The 16,928-nt window shown below is 35.0% G+C and carries 18 protein-coding genes; 2 read left to right on the top strand and 16 right to left on the bottom strand.

The genetic code is table 11. The annotated features are described in order from the left end of the window. Window positions 1-22 precede the first annotated feature (22 nt). Together DB895_RS08635 and DB895_RS08640 are read right to left on the bottom strand one after the other, a co-directional pair. Window positions 23-319, bottom strand: a complete 297-nt coding sequence (locus tag DB895_RS08635) for a DUF721 domain-containing protein (RefSeq protein ID WP_116724957.1) — start codon at window positions 317-319, stop codon at window positions 23-25. Next, entirely contained in the window at window positions 300-740 is a 441-nt protein-coding gene (locus DB895_RS08640; protein ID WP_116724985.1) for a hypothetical protein, read from the bottom strand. Before DB895_RS08640 ends, DB895_RS08635 begins: the two co-directional genes overlap by 20 nt. A gap of 103 nt (window positions 741-843) precedes the next feature. Here DB895_RS08640 and DB895_RS08645 point away from each other — a divergent pair, with 103 nt between their 5' ends. Further along, window positions 844-1,911, top strand: a complete 1,068-nt coding sequence (locus DB895_RS08645) for a serine hydrolase domain-containing protein (protein ID WP_116724958.1) — start codon at window positions 844-846, stop codon at window positions 1,909-1,911. A gap of 183 nt (window positions 1,912-2,094) precedes the next feature. Here DB895_RS08645 and ftsY read toward each other — a convergent pair whose 3' ends face one another. From ftsY to DB895_RS08705, 12 genes are all read right to left on the bottom strand, one after another. After that, window positions 2,095-3,048, bottom strand: a complete 954-nt coding sequence (ftsY, locus tag DB895_RS08650) for a signal recognition particle-docking protein FtsY (RefSeq protein WP_116724959.1) — start codon at window positions 3,046-3,048, stop codon at window positions 2,095-2,097. 307 nt (window positions 3,049-3,355) lie between these two features. Further along, a complete protein-coding gene (locus DB895_RS08655) occupies window positions 3,356-3,508 on the bottom strand; it encodes a DUF4295 domain-containing protein (protein ID WP_116724960.1) in 153 nt (50 codons plus the stop codon). A 13-nt stretch (window positions 3,509-3,521) separates the two neighbouring features. Then, window positions 3,522-3,704, bottom strand: a complete 183-nt coding sequence (gene rpmG / locus DB895_RS08660; protein WP_017495179.1) for a 50S ribosomal protein L33 — start codon at window positions 3,702-3,704, stop codon at window positions 3,522-3,524. Window positions 3,705-3,727: 23 nt separating this feature from the next. Further along, window positions 3,728-3,964, bottom strand: coding sequence for a 50S ribosomal protein L28 (gene rpmB, locus DB895_RS08665; protein WP_116724961.1), 237 nt, complete (start codon window positions 3,962-3,964; stop codon window positions 3,728-3,730). A gap of 72 nt (window positions 3,965-4,036) precedes the next feature. Further along, a complete protein-coding gene (locus DB895_RS08670; protein ID WP_116724962.1) occupies window positions 4,037-5,290 on the bottom strand; it encodes a CinA family nicotinamide mononucleotide deamidase-related protein in 1,254 nt (417 codons plus the stop codon). A gap of 39 nt (window positions 5,291-5,329) precedes the next feature. Then, window positions 5,330-6,019, bottom strand: a complete 690-nt coding sequence (locus tag DB895_RS08675; RefSeq protein ID WP_133242660.1) for a hypothetical protein — start codon at window positions 6,017-6,019, stop codon at window positions 5,330-5,332. 48 nt (window positions 6,020-6,067) lie between these two features. Beyond that, window positions 6,068-6,412 (bottom strand): Hpt domain-containing protein, encoded by a 345-nt coding sequence (locus DB895_RS08680; RefSeq protein ID WP_116724964.1) that lies wholly within the window; start codon window positions 6,410-6,412, stop codon window positions 6,068-6,070. Continuing rightward, on the bottom strand, window positions 6,412-7,023 hold the full coding sequence (locus DB895_RS08685; protein ID WP_116724986.1) for a fumarylacetoacetate hydrolase family protein: 612 nt from the start codon (window positions 7,021-7,023) through the stop codon (window positions 6,412-6,414). Before DB895_RS08685 ends, DB895_RS08680 begins: the two co-directional genes overlap by 1 nt. Before the next feature lie 69 nt (window positions 7,024-7,092). Further along, window positions 7,093-7,863, bottom strand: a complete 771-nt coding sequence (locus DB895_RS08690; RefSeq protein WP_116724965.1) for a 3'-5' exonuclease — start codon at window positions 7,861-7,863, stop codon at window positions 7,093-7,095. Between the two features lie 135 nt (window positions 7,864-7,998). After that, window positions 7,999-9,528, bottom strand: a complete 1,530-nt coding sequence (locus tag DB895_RS08695) for a T9SS type A sorting domain-containing protein (protein ID WP_116724966.1) — start codon at window positions 9,526-9,528, stop codon at window positions 7,999-8,001. 238 nt (window positions 9,529-9,766) lie between these two features. After that, on the bottom strand, window positions 9,767-11,176 hold the full coding sequence (locus tag DB895_RS08700; RefSeq protein ID WP_116724967.1) for a dihydrolipoamide acetyltransferase family protein: 1,410 nt from the start codon (window positions 11,174-11,176) through the stop codon (window positions 9,767-9,769). A gap of 91 nt (window positions 11,177-11,267) precedes the next feature. Continuing rightward, on the bottom strand, window positions 11,268-12,443 hold the full coding sequence (locus DB895_RS08705; RefSeq protein ID WP_116724968.1) for a glycosyltransferase family 2 protein: 1,176 nt from the start codon (window positions 12,441-12,443) through the stop codon (window positions 11,268-11,270). Window positions 12,444-12,702: 259 nt separating this feature from the next. Here DB895_RS08705 and DB895_RS08710 point away from each other — a divergent pair, with 259 nt between their 5' ends. Next, window positions 12,703-14,565, top strand: coding sequence for an ABC-F family ATP-binding cassette domain-containing protein (locus DB895_RS08710; RefSeq protein ID WP_116724987.1), 1,863 nt, complete (start codon window positions 12,703-12,705; stop codon window positions 14,563-14,565). 290 nt (window positions 14,566-14,855) lie between these two features. Here the strand turns inward: DB895_RS08710 and DB895_RS08720 are convergent, their stop codons facing one another. Both DB895_RS08720 and DB895_RS08725 read right to left on the bottom strand, forming a co-directional pair. After that, entirely contained in the window at window positions 14,856-15,734 is an 879-nt protein-coding gene (locus DB895_RS08720; RefSeq protein ID WP_116724970.1) for a DUF3037 domain-containing protein, read from the bottom strand. Further along, on the bottom strand, window positions 15,724-16,527 hold the full coding sequence (locus DB895_RS08725; protein ID WP_116724971.1) for a HipA family kinase: 804 nt from the start codon (window positions 16,525-16,527) through the stop codon (window positions 15,724-15,726). The genes DB895_RS08720 and DB895_RS08725 overlap by 11 nt, the downstream gene beginning before the upstream one ends. Between the last annotated feature and the right edge of the window lie 401 nt (window positions 16,528-16,928).

Consider the following 16,928-nt stretch of genomic DNA (forward strand, 5'->3'; position numbering starts at 1 on the left):
GATTTCTTATGATCTAAGTAATCTACCTCAAAACAACGGCCGTAACAATATCCCTCCGAAGTTCGTCGTTTATCATTTTGATTATTTTGTCTTTCCCATAACTTAACTCTTCACGTAAAACAGCCGAAGTTAGCTCTACATATAATGTACCTCCTTTAAGGATTACGTTTTTAGTATAACTGTTAACTCCATTGCCCATTAAGGAAACCCAAGCTTCTTTAACTGAAATTTGATCCATTCCGGGTTGTAATTTATTGACTTGGATGATTTCTTTCAAAACGTCTCCAATGGAACTCTCGTTATTTAGTCTTTTTGCCATCTCCTAAAATAGTTATTGGTGCTGCTCTTTTATAATGATATTCATTTTTAGCTTCATTTATCAAAACCAGTTTTTCATCTGAAATAAAAGACAATTCCTCTTTCCACTTGGTGTAAAAAGTGCTATAATAGAGATAGTGTTTTCCATTTTCTTCTTTTATGACTACTTTCTCAGAATCGTCATTTACCAAAAAAGTCCCGTCCAATTGTGGCGTCACTTTTTTTCGAATTCCAACATTGTTTTTTACGCCAAAATAATCAAAGGTTTCATTTATTGTATATTCCTTATGAGTTCCATCAGGGAAAATTACCTTTTCAATTTCCCAATACCCATTAATCTTAGATAGATCTGAAGAATTAATTTTAGAATTGCAAGCAATAGAAAGGAACGAAATAAATGCAATTAAAGCTGCTTTTTTCATAATGCGTTTTAAAAACATAAAAATACTACTATTTTGATTGATAAAAAAATGAATCGATTAAACTATTTCATACTTTTAAAGTCTTACTTCCAAATTTGATAAAATGAAAAAAACACTACTCCTCTTTCTAATTTTCTTTCCCATTATTAGTTGCGGTTCTTCAGATGAAGAAAAACCAACCTCCAATGAAAATATGTATTTCCCGCCTTTAACAGGTGATATTTGGGAATCAAAAACAATTTCCAATATGAATTGGAACCCAACTGCAGTGCAACCTTTATTGGATTATTTAGAATTGAAACATTCCAAAGGATTCATCATACTTGTGAATGGAAAAATCATATTGGAAAACTATTTCAACGGCCATTTGGCAACTACAAATTGGTATTGGGCGAGCGCAGGGAAAACGCTAACATCTACCGTAACCGGAATTGCGGAACAGGAAGGTTTTTTGAATATAAACAATAAGGTTTCTAATTATTTGGGAACCGGCTGGACAAGCTTGCCTTTAGCCAAAGAGAATTTGATTACCAATAAAAACCTGCTTACCATGACTTCAGGTATAGAAGATATTGCCAATGGAGATTGTGTCACACCTGATTGCCTGACTTATAGTGCTGATGCAGGAACTCGTTGGGCATACCACAATGTTTACGTAAAGCTACAGGATGTAATTGCCAAAGCTACCGGACAAACCTATAGTAACTATTTCAACACAAAATTAAGAGATAAAATTGGAATGAATGGAAGTTGGTTTGTGTTAGACAACAATAGTGTTTATGCGAGTACTACAAGAAGCATGGCGCGTTTTGGGCTATTGATGCTCAACAAAGGTAAATGGAATTCGGAACAAATCGTGAATGAAAATTATTTTAATGCCGCAACAACTACTTCACAATCTATTAATCTGTCTTATGGATATTTATGGTGGCTGAACGGAAAATCAAGTTATCATTTACCACAGTCGCAATTACAGCTTCCGGGAAGTATCATTCCGTCAGCGCCAAATGACATGTTTATGGCTTTGGGAAAAAATGACCAAAAAATATATGTGGTACCGAGCAAGAAAATGGTTGTCATCAGAATGGGCGATGCTGCCGATAATGTGAATTTGGCTTTGTCAGATTTCGATGAAACTTTGTGGCAAAAAATTAATGCTTTATACCAGTAAATTATTTATTTCTGAATTTATTTAGAACCGCAAATAGAAATAATACCAAACCAAGTCCCAATAATACAAAGTAAAAAAGAATCGTTCGGTTGTCTTAAACAATTAGCCAAAACAAGACTTAGAAGACTCGCAAAGTAAAGATAAATAATTTTATTTTTTTTATGGAATAAAATTTATAACTTATTACTTGAAGAAACTATCCACAAATTCATATTTATTAAAAACTTGCAAATCCTCAATTCCTTCCCCTACTCCAATATATTTTACCGGAATTTGGAATTGGTCAGAAATACCAATAACCACTCCGCCTTTTGCGGTTCCGTCGAGCTTGGTCACGGCAAGAGAAGTCACTTCTGTTGCAGCGGTAAACTGCTTGGCCTGCTCAAAAGCATTTTGTCCGGTAGAACCATCCAAAACTAATAATACGTCGTGAGGTGAATCAGCGACTACTTTTTGCATGACTCTTTTTACTTTTGTCAATTCGTTCATTAAATTGACTTTGTTGTGCAAACGTCCTGCTGTATCAATAATTACAATATCCGCATTTTGAGAAACGGCAGATTGAAGCGTATCAAAAGCTACTGATGCCGGATCACTTCCCATTTGTTGTTTTACTAAAGGAACTCCAACTCTATCAGCCCAAACTTGCAATTGGTCAATGGCAGCAGCGCGAAAAGTATCTGCGGCACCCAGAACTACTTTATATCCTTGCTTTTTGAATTGATATGCCAGCTTGCCTATTGTGGTGGTTTTACCAACGCCATTTACACCAACAACCATGAGAACATAAGGTTTAACATTTATGGGAATTACGAATTCTGTAGCTTCCCCTAAATTAGTTTCTGAGAGCAATCCCGAAATTTCTTCGCGTAGAATTTGATTGAGTTCATCCGTTCCCAAATATTTGTCTTCAGAAACTCTTTTTTCTATTCGAGTGATGATTTTAAGAGTCGTATTGACGCCAACGTCGGATGAGATGAGAATTTCTTCTAAGTTATCGAGAACCTCAACATCGACTTTCGATTTTCCCGCTACCGCTTTTGTTAGTTTGGAGAAAAAGGAAGCTTTTGATTTTTCCAACCCTTTGTCTAATGTCTCCTTTTTATCGGATGAAAATATTTTTTTAAAAAAACTCATTTTAATTTACGATTTTGTCATTGTGAGAAACGAAGCTATCTTATTATTAATTTACGATTTCCAATATCATTAGACTTTTATTTTCCTTAAAAAAATAAAAATTTATAAACTTGCCAAAAAAACTATCCTTAGCCCTGATGGAAGTAAAAATCCCATTCGCTGGGGCGAATGGATTGTAACGTACAGCAGGAATTACATAAGTAAAAAGAGCCCAAACATTTTGCTCCTACTTTTTCAAGTGGTAAATGTAGAAAATAAAAAAGCTACTTCCGAATGAAAGTAGCTTTTCTATATAGTTCAATTGTAATTATTTCTTTTTCAAGAATCCATCTACTTCTTCAGGAGTCATAATAGATTCTACGAATGTATATGCACCTGTTTTAGGAGATTTCACCATCTTGATGGCTTTTGATAATCTCTTTGAAGATGTCTGTAACGATGCTACGGTTTTCTTTGCCATGACTAATTAATTATTATTTAATTTCTTTATGAACAGTTACACGTTTCAAGATTGGATTAAATTTTTTAATCTCTAATCTGTCTGGAGTATTTTTTTTGTTCTTTGTTGTTATGTATCTTGAAGTCCCTGCAACACCTGATGTTTTGTGTTCAGTACATTCTAAAATTACCTGTATTCTATTGCCTTTCTTTGCCATCTTTATATTTATTTAGGAATGGATTATTTAATAAATCCGCCTGCTTGTGCTTTTTTCAAAACTGCAGCGATTCCATTTTTATTGATTGTTTTTATTGTAGATGCAGCCACTCTAAGAGTAATCCATCTATCTTCTTCCGGAAGATAAAAACGTTTTTTAAGTAAGTTTACAGAAAACTTTCTTTTGGTTTTATTCATCGCATGAGAAACATTATTTCCCACCATCGCTCTTTTACCTGTTAGGTCACAAACTCTTGACATTATGCTTATCTTTTATCGTTATTCAAAATCAGGGTGCAAAGAAAAGAAAAATAAACCTTTAAACCAAAATAATTAGGACAGATTTTTTAAAATTTCTTTCTGTAGTATTTCAAGGCTTTTGTTTACGGCTCTATCAATCACTTTATCACGGGGTTGACCAAAATTATATTCATGAACCATTACTTCTGTAGGGGTTGCTAAAGCGATAAAAACCGTCCCGATTTCAGCTGGCGAATCCCCTTTTGATGGTCCTGCATTACCCGTTGTGGCAATCGAATAATCCGTTTTCATGATGTTTTTTATGTTAATTGCCATTTGCCTCACCACGGCCTCACTTACTACCGAATACTCTTTTATTAAGGCTTCGTCAATTCCTAAAACGTCAATTTTTATATCGGTCGCATAGGAAACTACACTCCCTTTAAAATATTTTGACGCTCCGGAAACTGATGTTAAAACTTGTGCAATTTTCCCACCTGTACAACTTTCTGCCGTAGAAATGGTCATTTTTTGTTGTTTCAATAACCTTCCAATAACGACCTCTATTGTTTCGTCATCGTCAAAACCAACAATGACATCACTAATAATTTTTGTCAAGGAAACCACATTTTCTTCAATAGCATTTTCCAGCACGGCCTTGTCCGTTCCTCTTGCTGAAAGACGTAATCTTACTCTTCCTGGATTAGGCAAATAAGCCAATTTAATGAATTGTGGTAAATTATTCTCCCAATCCTCTATGCGTTCAGCTAACTTGCTTTCACCTTCACCGTAGGTCAGTATGGTTTTATGGATAATATAAGGGCGTTTGTATTCTTTGACGATTTTCGGAATGATTTCATTGGTTACAATTCCCTTCATTTCATAAGGAACTCCGGGCAAGGAAATAAAAACAGTTTCCTCCTTTTTCATCCACATTCCGGGAGCCGTGCCGTTTTCATTTTTCAGAATTGTACATTGTGATGGAACGAGCGCCTGATCTTTATTGAGTTGCGTTATTGGTCGCTTGTAAAAGCCTTCTATCATTTGGGTCACATGAGCAAGAACTTCTTCATTGACAACCAAGTGATCTCCAAAATATTCACAAAAAGTATGTTTTGTAATGTCGTCTTTTGTAGGCCCCAAGCCTCCGGTAATAATGACCAAATCGACCTTGTTTTGAAGTTGGGCAAAGGTGTTTAGAATGTGCTGCTTGTCATCTGAAATAGAAATCATTTCGTTGATTTCTATTCCGATTTTATCTAATGATTGGGCTATAAAACCCGAATTGGTGTCGATGATTTGACCTATAAGAATTTCGTCACCAATGGTAACTATAGTTGCTTTCATGTATTGTTTTGAATTTAAAATTTGAAGGAGAAAATACAATTATTTATTCTTGATATTTGCATAATCACATTCTGCCGGAATAATCACATATTTATTAATCTTAGCGAACTGTTTTAATTTATAGGAACGGGAATATTTTTTTTTGAGGTATTCTTCCATAAACATTTCTTTTGGAATGCCGTTCGGAATATTTCTTTCTAATTTCCATTCCTCATAAGCTGTTGGATAATCTAGAAGAGGGAGGTGAAACGAGGTGTTCTTTTCAATAATAAAATGTGCAGTTCCAAACTTTTTCCTTCTTTCTCTTTTTGGATTATTCCATTTAAGAATATAATGAGGATAATATTCTCCATCAATTAACGTGTCAGGCTTGTTAATAAAATTATATTTTTTTGTTTGCCCCTTAAACGGATTATAATATCCCGAAACTATCCCACAATTTAAGGTTATGGACTCAGCCTTAAAAAAACTACCTTTATCGAGAGTCGTCCTTGAGAGAATCCCATTTAGATCTGAAAAATAAAGTTTAAAATTCAAACTGTCTTTTTCATGCATGGTTAAAGTATAACTATTATCTTTTGAATTGGTTAGAATATATGCTTTGCTAACTTTTGACGTATCTGTGTATTTAAAATCATATTCCATCATGTAGTCAAAAAAATATTTCTTTTGACAAAATGATGGAATACAAATGAATAAAGATAAAAAAAGTACTATTTTATACTTCATATTTTGAGGTTGGCTTATTTTTTTCCGCATAGCCAACAAACGAAAATATTAGAAATTGAAATTTTTTGAAATCTCCTTTACGGCTTTCTCAATTTTAGATTCCAGACTATCAAAGGTATCGTCAATTTCTTTTCGTTTGCCTCCGTTCTTCGCCCAAGCTTCTATCTGGAATATTTCTTCAAAAGCCACGTTCATGCCCAATAAATCTAAGGATGGCTTTATTTTATGCGCATAACTGTAGGCCAATTTGTAGTCTTTTGTCTTAATTCCAATCTTAATTTGTTGCATGTCTGATGGGACTTCAGTTACAAAAAGGGAGAGGATTTGATTTACAAATTCAGGATCATTGTCTGAAAGTAAATACACTTTTGCTAGGTTGTAGTTTAATGCCATTATTTCACTTTTATACTAAATAATTTATTTTCTTCCAAAAAACCTTCTAACACATCGTTCGGCTTTACAGCCGCAACACCTTCTGGCGTTCCTGTAAAAATAATATCTCCAATTTTTAACGTAAAGTACTGAGAAACATGAGCTATTATTTCGTCAATTTTCCACAACATTAGGCTAGAGTTACTTTTCTGAACCGTTTTGCCGTTGTTTGTTAGTTCAAAATTAACGCTTTCTGGCGAACTAAAAATTTTTTTCGACAAAAAGTCTCCAATCACCGCTGATCCGTCAAAAGCCTTCGCTTTTTCCCATGGCAAACCTTTGTTTTGGAGTTTTTCTTGTAAATCACGAGCGGTAAAATCAATGCCCACGCTAATTTCGTCATAGTACTTATGGGCAAATTTTTGCTCGATATATTTGCCTACTTTATTGATCTTAACGATGATTTCTATTTCGTGGTGAATCTCATCCGAAAATTCGGGAATCACAAAAGGATGTTGTTTTAACAAAACGGCAGAATCTGGTTTTAAGAAAACAATGGGTTCCCCTGAGCGTTCATTTTGCAATTCATCAATGTGTTTGACATAATTTCTGCCGATACAAATAATTTTCATAATTTGGGTTTTGAGTTCTGGGTTTTGAGTTTTGGGAATTCTTTGCACCAAATACCTAAAACCAAATACCTATTTTGTGTTTAATTTTCTCAACTTGATTGCCGTTAAAACTTTTTTAGTATACAAAGGAAAATCAGCATTTTGAATCCAGCCGAAATAACCAGGCTCCTCTTCTAATATCTTATCTACTTTAACTCCTTTGTGTTTTCCAAAACTAAAAACCTCTTCTCCATCCTTATCAAAAGCTATAAACCCTGCAAAATCGGCTGTGCGTTTTCTAGTGGTAAACTCGGACAAGGATTTCATATCATTTTCTAATTCAGGATACCGTTCCAGTTGTGCTTTAAGGATTTCATAAGTGGCCATCGTATCTGCCTCTGCCGAATGCGCATTTTCGAGACTTTTTCCGCAATAAAATTTGAGTGCTGCGCTTAAAGTACGCTCCTCCATTTTATGAAAAACAGTTTGTACATCAACGGAAACACGACTTTTCATGTCAAAATCCACTCCAGCACGAAGCAATTCTTCTGCCAACAACGGGATATCAAATCGATCGGAATTGAACCCGCCCAAATCGCTGTCTTTAATCATATTATAGACTTGGGAAGCCAATTCCTTGAATGTGGGTTCGTTAGCCACTTTTTCATTTGTAATGCCGTGAACTGCAATAACCTGTTCTGGAATAACCATTTCGGGATTGACCAACCAAGTTTTACTTTCTTTGTTTCCGTTAGGGAAAATTTTGAGTATTGAAATTTCTACAATTCGGTCTTTTGAAACTTCAATTCCAGTGGTTTCGAGGTCAAAAAAACAAATTGGTTTGTTAAGTTTTAGTTCCATTATAATGATTTGAATTGGTACAAATATAAAGTTTTGAAGTTAGTTTTTACAGATTGTAATTATAAAGTTTTTCATAATATGATGAACCCGACACGCTTTTAAAACAGGTCGGGTTCAATATGGATTTTAAAGTATTTATTTAACAATTTTTACGTTTAAGCTATTTTGGCCATTAGAGATATTTAAAAAATAAATCCCCTTGGCTAATGTTTCCGGCAATTCTAGTTTTTGGGAATTATAGCCTGTTTTAAAATATGCTTCTTTTAGTAAATTGGCTATCATTTTTCCGTTACAGTCAAATAAATTAACAGAAAATAGCTCTTGTTGATCGAGCTTGCAATCTAAATTTACTGTAGAACCCACAGGATTGGGATAGGCTGAAAACCTATTTTTTTGATTATTGAATTCGGAAAGAGTTAACGCCGTTCCCAAATCATACCGCAATACAACAGAATTTGGATGCCGACCAAAGAATGCCGGCCCTGATTCACCACCAACAACAATCTTGTCATCTGGTTGCAGTAGTACACAATTTAGCATGCTTCTACTGCTTTGCCCAAAAACAGTTTCGGCTAGCCCATCAATGCCAAAAGTTGTATCCATATCACCATTGATTTGATAACGCACCAATGCAATGCATCTCGTGTCATTCACATTGTCAATATAAGAGCCTCCAACTATTATTTTTCCGTCATTTTGTATTGCTATCGAATCTGAACCTCCTTCCATTGAAACGGAAACGGGAGATTGAACTATACCTTCAATTCCAAATCCAGTATCTAAATCCCCATTAGACAAAAGTCGCACCAATTTAGACATCATACTTGCGCAAACTATTTTTCCGTCAGATTGGATTTTTACAGAATTTGGACTAAAGTCAATGTCAAGAACTACAATACCATGTGATCCAAAAGCAGGGTCTAAAATTCCGTCATTATCATATCGAGCAATTGCAAAATTATTTTGATACCCACCTAAAAGAACTATTTTCCCGTCCGATTGCAGTGCCACATCATGCCCAAAATCGTTTTCTCCAATAGATGTGGTTACGACTCCGTTTATACCAAAATCATCATCTAAAATTCCGTTTTCTTCATATTTCAGGAGTACAAAATCATTCTTGAAATAAGTATATGAATATCCCGCGGCAATAATCGAACCATCGGATTGCAATGCCAAGGAACTAAAACCAATACCGCCAATGATTACCTTTCCGCCAATACCAAAATCAGAATCTATAGTACCATTACAAGTGTACCGAACCAAAAAAGAATGGGAAGGAAGTAAACTGGGATCCTGACTCATCAACCCGCCCACAATAATTTTACCGTCCTTTTGCACCAACACGGCATTTAATGAAATTCTATATTCTAAAAAATCACTAACCACTCTTCCATCAACACCGAATGTAGTATCTAAAGAACCATCTCTATGATATCGTGCTATTCCAAATTGATGAAAATCACCGTGATTAAAAACATCGCCTGCGGCAATTATTTTTCCGTCCGGTTGCAATGCCAACGATTGCACATCTGATTCATAACCAAAAGTTGTTAAAACTTTCCCGTCAGTACCGAAAGTGGTATCGAGAACTCCGTCCTGTGCAAAAATTATTTTTGGGAGAAACAAAATTATTATAACTAATAAAACACCAGTTGTTTTCATATGTAGATACTATTTGTTTTTTAAAGAAATATGGTATGCCTCGCCTGTTCGCAAGCTCGGGTCGCCAATCTTCATCATGGTTTTTGATTTTGAATCATGGCGATTTCATAATACTACTGTTTTGATTACCACTAATTTACGTATTTATTTCAACAACCACAATACCCATTCAAAAATAGAATATAACAAAAAAACGACCCCAAATTGAGGTCGTTTTTTTATTAAAATTGAGCTGTGTCTAAAAAGTTCTGTTCTCGTCAAAAGCTTCCATATATTCGGCAACCCGCTTGATAAAACTTCCGCCTAAAGCACCGTCTACTACCCTATGATCATAACTGTGCGAAAGGAACATTTTTTTGCGAATTCCTATGAAATCTCCTTCGGGGGTTTCAATCACTGCTGGTACTTTGCGTATCGCGCCTAAGGCTAAAATTCCTACTTGTGGCTGATTAATAATTGGCGTGCCAAAAACACTTCCAAAAGTCCCTACGTTAGTAACCGTATAGGTACCACCCTGGATATCGTCTGGTTTCAATTGATTATTTTTGGCTCGGAAAGCCAAATCGTTTACCGCTTTTGCCATTCCCAATAAATTCAATTGATCGGCATTTTTAATCACGGGAACAATCAAGTTTCCATTGGCTAAAGCGGCTGCCATTCCAAGATTGATGTTTTTCTTTTTAATGATATACTCCCCATCTACTGAAATGTTCATCATAGGAAAATCTTTCAGGGCTTTCGCCACGATCTCCATAAATATTGGGGTAAAAGTCAGCTTCTCACCTTCTCTTTTTTCGAATGCATTTTTATTTTTCTCTCTCCAGTCCCAAATGTTGGTCACGTCAACCTCAATAAAAGACTGCACATGTGCCGATGTTTGCAAGGACTGAATCATATAACCGGAAATCAGCTTGCGCATTCGGTCCATTTCTATAATTTCGTCTTGACCGTTTACAGAAACCGGCGCTGCTTTTTGAGCAACTGGTTTTATCGGTTCCGAAACGGGCTCTACTTTGGGAGTTGCATTCGACGGGATCACTTGCGGCTGAACAGCCGTTTTTGGCACTTCTTGTGGAATCGCCGCAGGAGCAACGGGTGTTTTAGAAATTGTGCCCGAAGTTTTATTTCTGACGGCAATGTAATCTAAAATATCATTTTTGGTAACGCGTCCTTCATTTCCTGAACCTGAAATCCCTTCCAGTTCGGTTATAGAAACTCCTTCCTCTTTAGCAATATTTTTGACTAATGGAGAAAAGAATTTTTCTGAATTAGAAAAATCTTGGGTTGTTGCAGGAGTTTGAACAGCTACATAATCCTTAGTCGCTTCAGCAGTTTTGGTAGCTTCTACAACGGGTTCAACAGCTATAGGTGCCACAGCTTCTATTGCCTTTTCAGAAACTAAAATACTGTCGGTTTCAATAATGGCAACAGTTTGTCCAACTTTTACCACATCGTCTTTCCCAAAAAATTTTTCGACCAAAATGCCTGAAACTTCAGAAAGGATCTCGCTATCTACTTTGTCGGTGGCAATTTCCAAAACTGCTTCATCTGCATCAATGGAGTCGCCAACTTCTTTTAACCAGTTCGTTATGGTTGCTTCCGCAACGCTTTCTCCCATTTTAGGAAGTTTCAATTCAAATCTTGCCATATTATGAACCTAAAAGGTGGATTTCTGTTTTGAGTTTGCGAAATTAATTATAATTTTTCGCTTTTACTAAGAATTATATACGTTTTGATGTTCACGTCCCGATCTTAATCACTTCTCCTCTATCATTACTTGTATTACTCCCAATTATAAAATTCGCATTCTTTGGTAAAATCTTGAAAGTGCATTTTGGATTTTTATACCGCTCCATGCTTTCTATAATCGATTTAAAACTCTGGAAATTATTGTCAAAAATAATTTCAATATTTCCCTCTGAGCCGTGTACCAGCGAATTTAGGTTATTTTTTGCAGGAGAATGAATAAGGCTGACTTTAGTTTCAAACAAGTTTTCAACTTTTGTTTTCAACTTTTCGTCTTCAGAAAACAGAATATATTCTTCTATTTTTCGGGAAACGCTTCCTGCTTTATTTTTTTTTAACAGCACAAAAAGAAACGCTCCAATCTTCATGAAAATATCAAAAAAAAAGGAAACCTTAAAATGTTTTTTGTAAAAAAAATGCATCGCTTCTTGAAACCTTTTCATGTAGGCACCATCTTTAACAGTACTTTCCCCTTTGTAATGAATCACGGTGGTATCGTGGAAATAGTAATTGGATTTTCCTTTTTGCAACACCATATAGGACAAATCGATATCGTCCGAATACATAAAACAGTTTTCGTCAAAACCACCCACTTCGAGATACAATTCGCGTTTCAGAACCATGAAGGCACCTACGAGAATATCGACTTTACCGGTTTCATTTTTGTTTAAATGTTGTGCATAATATTTCCCAAAGGTTTTCGATTTTGGAAATAACTTATACAAACCCGTAATTTTGGTGAAGGCAACGAACGGAGTCGGAACTCCACGTTTGCTTTCGGGCAGGAAATTCCCCGTTCCGTCGACGAGTTTACAACCAACAATTCCTAATCCCCTAATCCCCAAAGGGGGAACGGCACAAAACTGCAAAATCTTCACAAAAGTATCTTCAGCAACAACAGTATCGGGATTGAGAATGCAGAGATATTCGCCTTTGGCTTGGGCAACGCCAATGTTATTGCCTTTGGGGAAACCTGAATTTTCCTTGTTTTCGATAAGTTTGACGTTTGGGAAACGCGTTTTCATCATTTCGCAACTGTCGTCAGAAGAATTGTTATCGACTACAATGATTTCCGCATCCATGTTTTGGATGGCATTTTCGACGCTAAGTACGCATTGTTCCAGGAAATAGCGGACGTTGTAGTTGAGGATGATGACGGATAATTGCATTTTTCAAAGATATATTTTAAGTTGCAAAATTGCAAAACTTTAAAAACACAAAAAACATTTCTCCTTTAGCCCCGATGGAAGGGAAAATCCCACGTCATTGCGAGGCACGAAGCAATCTCGTGGATTGGAATGACAGCGGGAACGTGATTTGTAAATAAGTCCCGAACATTATGCTCCTGCTTCGACAAGCTCAGCCAATGAAATGGTAAAAAATTGCTTCGTGCCTCACAATGATGTACTTTTGCAAAAAATCATACTTGTGAATTACCTTTCAGTTGAGAATATTTCGAAATCTTTTGGGGAGCGAACGCTTTTCGAAAACATTTCGTTCGGGATTAGCAAAGACCAAAAAATTGCTTTTATTGCCAAAAACGGCTCCGGAAAAACGACCATAATGAACATCATTAACGGTTTTGACGAACCCGATACGGGCCAAGTGGTGCTTAGAAAAAGCATCCGAATGGCTTTCTTATCACAGGACAATAAATTGCAGGACGAATTGACGATTGAGGAAAGCATTTTTGCCTCGGACAACGAGAGTTTAAAGGTGATTGAAGCCTATGAAAAGGCACTCGAAAACCCCGAAGATGAGGAAGCCTACCAAAAGGCTTTTGACGGAATGGACCAGCACAATGCTTGGGATTTTGAAACGCAATACAAACAAATTTTGTTCAAATTGAAGTTGGAAGACTTTAAATTGAAAGTAAAAAATCTTTCCGGTGGACAGAAAAAACGGTTGTCCTTGGCAATTATTTTGATTAACCGTCCCGACTTGTTGATTCTGGATGAGCCTACGAATCACTTGGATTTAGAGATGATTGAATGGCTGGAAAGCTATTTTGCCAAAGAAAATATTACGTTGTTTATGGTGACGCACGACCGTTTCTTCCTAGAGCGAGTTTGCAACGAAATCATTGAACTGGACAACGGGAAAATATACCAATACAAAGGAAACTATTCCTATTATTTAGAGAAAAAAGAGGAACGCATTGCCTCCGAAAATTCGAGCGTGGACAAGGCGCAGAACTTGTTCGTGAAGGAATTGGAATGGATGCGCCGCCAACCCAAAGCGCGTACCTGTAAAAGCAAATCGCGTCAGGACGATTTTTACGTGATTAAGGAAAAAGCACAAAGCCGTCGTAGGGAGAACGTAGTCGAATTAGAGATCAACATGGAACGAATGGGAAGCAAAATCATTGAGCTTCACAAGATTTCCAAGAAATTCAAGGAGCATGTGATTTTGGATAATTTCACTTTCGATTTCCAACGTGGGGAACGCATTGGGATTATCGGGAAAAACGGAACCGGAAAATCGACTTTTCTGAATTTATTGACTGGAACCTTGCCATTAGATTCCGGTAAAGTGATTGTTGGCGAAACCATAAAAATAGGGTATTATACCCAAAGCGGGATTAACCCAAAACCAGGGCAACGCGTGATTGATGTCATTAAAGAATACGGGGAATATATTCCGTTGACGAAAGGGAAAATTATTTCGGCTTCCCAATTGCTGGAGCGTTTTCTTTTTGATTCCAAAAAACAATACGATTACGTAGAGAAATTGAGCGGTGGCGAGTTAAAGCGGTTGTATTTGTGTACGGTTTTGATTCAGAATCCGAACTTCCTGATTCTCGATGAGCCAACGAATGATTTGGATATCGTAACGCTGAATGTCTTGGAAAGTTTCCTGATGGATTACCCAGGTTGTTTGCTTGTGGTGTCGCACGACCGGTACTTTATGGATAAAATTGTAGACAATTTATTTGTTTTTAGAGGCCAGGGCGAAATTGAAAATTTTCCCGGCAATTATTCTGATTTCAGGGCCTATGAAGACAGTGCCGATGTGGCGCAAAAGGAAGACAACAAGACGGAAAAGAAAGACTGGAAACAAAACAACCCTACTGGAAATCTGACCTTTAACGAGCAAAAGGAATTCCAGAAAACGGAACGAGAAATTAAGGATTTAGAACTGGAAAAAGCCAAAATCGAGCAATTGTTTTCGGATGGAAAAGTGGCCGATACCGATATTGAAAAGAAGGCGAACGAGTTGAAAAACATCATTGCCAAAATGGAAGAGAAAGAAGAGAGATGGTTTGAGTTGAGTGCGAAGATTGAGGGATAGTCCTTTGGCTTCGACTCTTAGCCTCCGAAAAAGGGAATAGAAGCACTCCATTTATAGTATTTACAACCCCAACACTTTTAGCGGTGACGCTGAAAATGTTGGGGTTGTTGTTTTTTGGAGGTAAAACGATTTTAAATAAAAATATCTTGATTTTTTATAAAAAAAATTTAATAGATATAAAAAAATCTATCAAACGGAAGATATTCACCCAATTTGAAGAACTTATCACTGGTTCATCGCACATATTAATTTATCTGAAAAAATCAAAAAAAGCAGCTAAAAGAATAAAATTAAATATCTAATGTTAATGCATTTATTGCTTTCTGCGAGTATTTCTCGATATTTTCTTCAAGAACAATTTCAACTCTTTGTAAAGTTTCCAATAAACCTAAAGCATGGTCAAACTCTCTGTATAAACTCTTTAATGTTGGTCGGGCAATTAACAAATCATAACGTAAGTTATTTGAGCTAGCTTCATTGCTCAAGTCAGTAAATAAACCGAAATTCTTATAAGCTTTTTCCGCAATTCCTTTGGACTCTTTTAAATCAAAACTAATTGGTTTTATTAAATTTAATGTTCCGTTTTGCCAAGCATAATCAAAATTAAATTCATTTCCTGTTTCATTTCTAACCTTATAATTTTTGTAAAATTTATTTGCGTTTTGATTTATTCTTTCAAAATCTAAACTCGATAAATAGCCATAGAATTTTTTTACAAGAATAGGCTCTTTTGTCGTGGTAATTCCGGCAATATGCTTCTCTTTATCGAGTAAATATTTACTAGTCAAATTATTTGCAATCGTTTCAGAATCATTACCATACGAGTATGAAGTTTTACTTGAGCTAAACTGCAAAACACTTCCGTCTTGGGGTAAAATAAATTTATCAATAAATTTATCGAAAAAATTAACTAACTCGTTTTGATAGAAATGAATTTCATCCGATTTTAGTGTTTGTAATTTCAATTCAATTTGGCTTAAATATTGTTTTATAGTTTTTTCTGAAACTATATCATAAATGGATTTAATTCTTGATAAACTTTTGGAATATCTAAAAATAAATTTTTCCTCATTTGGAATATATATTAGTATTCCAATGTTCAAACTTTCCCCAAGCAAAAGAGAGTGTTTGTACTTTAGAATACTGTATATGTATTGATTATTTTCCATTTATTCTATTCAATAATGCTTTATTAATGAAATCAAAATTATTTTTAGCCCAATAAAGATAGGCAAAAATAATGTTTTTTTCACCATATTCAATACCATAAAAATCCAATTTGTCAAAAACTGCATTAAACTTTTCTATATTCAATGTTTTTAAAAGTTCTGTAAACTCGTCAAATAAATGTGCTTTTTTCTGACCTTTAGTCTTTTTTAAAGTAGCCCAAAAAATATGATTTTTGTAATAATAATTTATAAAAGTATTATGATAATTAATTTCATTTTGAACGAAACTATTAATGAAAGCTAGAGTTTGCTCATGGTCAATCAATAACATTTCATTGTCTTTTAATAATAAATTTGGTTTATTTCTAAAACCTCCTCTATCAGTGTTCATTATTAAATTATCAAAAGCGAACAAATTTTCTATTTCATAATCGTTCAAATGTTTTTGAGAAACTATTGGGTTCATAATTACATAGCCTGAATGATATTCAGTACAAAATTTATATCCTTTATCTAATTTGTTTATTTCTTCTTCAGAATAAAATTCATGTAAATCATTATTATCAATTTTAATTATTCCGCATAATGGAACTGGTAAATCAAATTCACTTGCAAGATGGGTTATAAAAATTTCTTTTGCCAAAGAATAATTCTGTTTCTCATATTCACTGCTGTAAGTCTTCATTACGTAGGCCTTCTCCACATTATCTTCATTGATAGCATTAATCAAAATAGGCTTTGTACTTCCTCCTATAATAACACTATCAAAACCCGTAAGTCTTAGTTCTTGCATACCAAATTATATAACTCTGCTAATATATTAATATTTACATAATTCCATCAAATATTTCAAAGTAATAATAAAACTTCTGAAGATTTAGAAAACTTGGTTAAAATCCATTTCCTAGAATATATCAACGTTTAGCTAGCGCGGAAATCCTTTCCGTGCCCACAAAGTCAAGCAAAACCACTACAAAAAATTAAATGCTGTTGTGGCTTTTCATTTAATGGATTTCAAGAATTATATCATTTTTATGTAGTTTAACTAGTATAAAGCACTACTTAATCATCATTTTTATGCAGTTTATATAGCATAAAGTACTACTTATTTATCATTTTTATGTAGTTTAACTAGTATAAAGCACTACTTAATCATCATTTTTATGCAGTTTATATAGCATAAAGTACTACTTA

The organism is Flavobacterium psychrotolerans, from assembly GCF_003097635.1.
GTDB lineage: Bacteria > Bacteroidota > Bacteroidia > Flavobacteriales > Flavobacteriaceae > Flavobacterium > Flavobacterium psychrotolerans.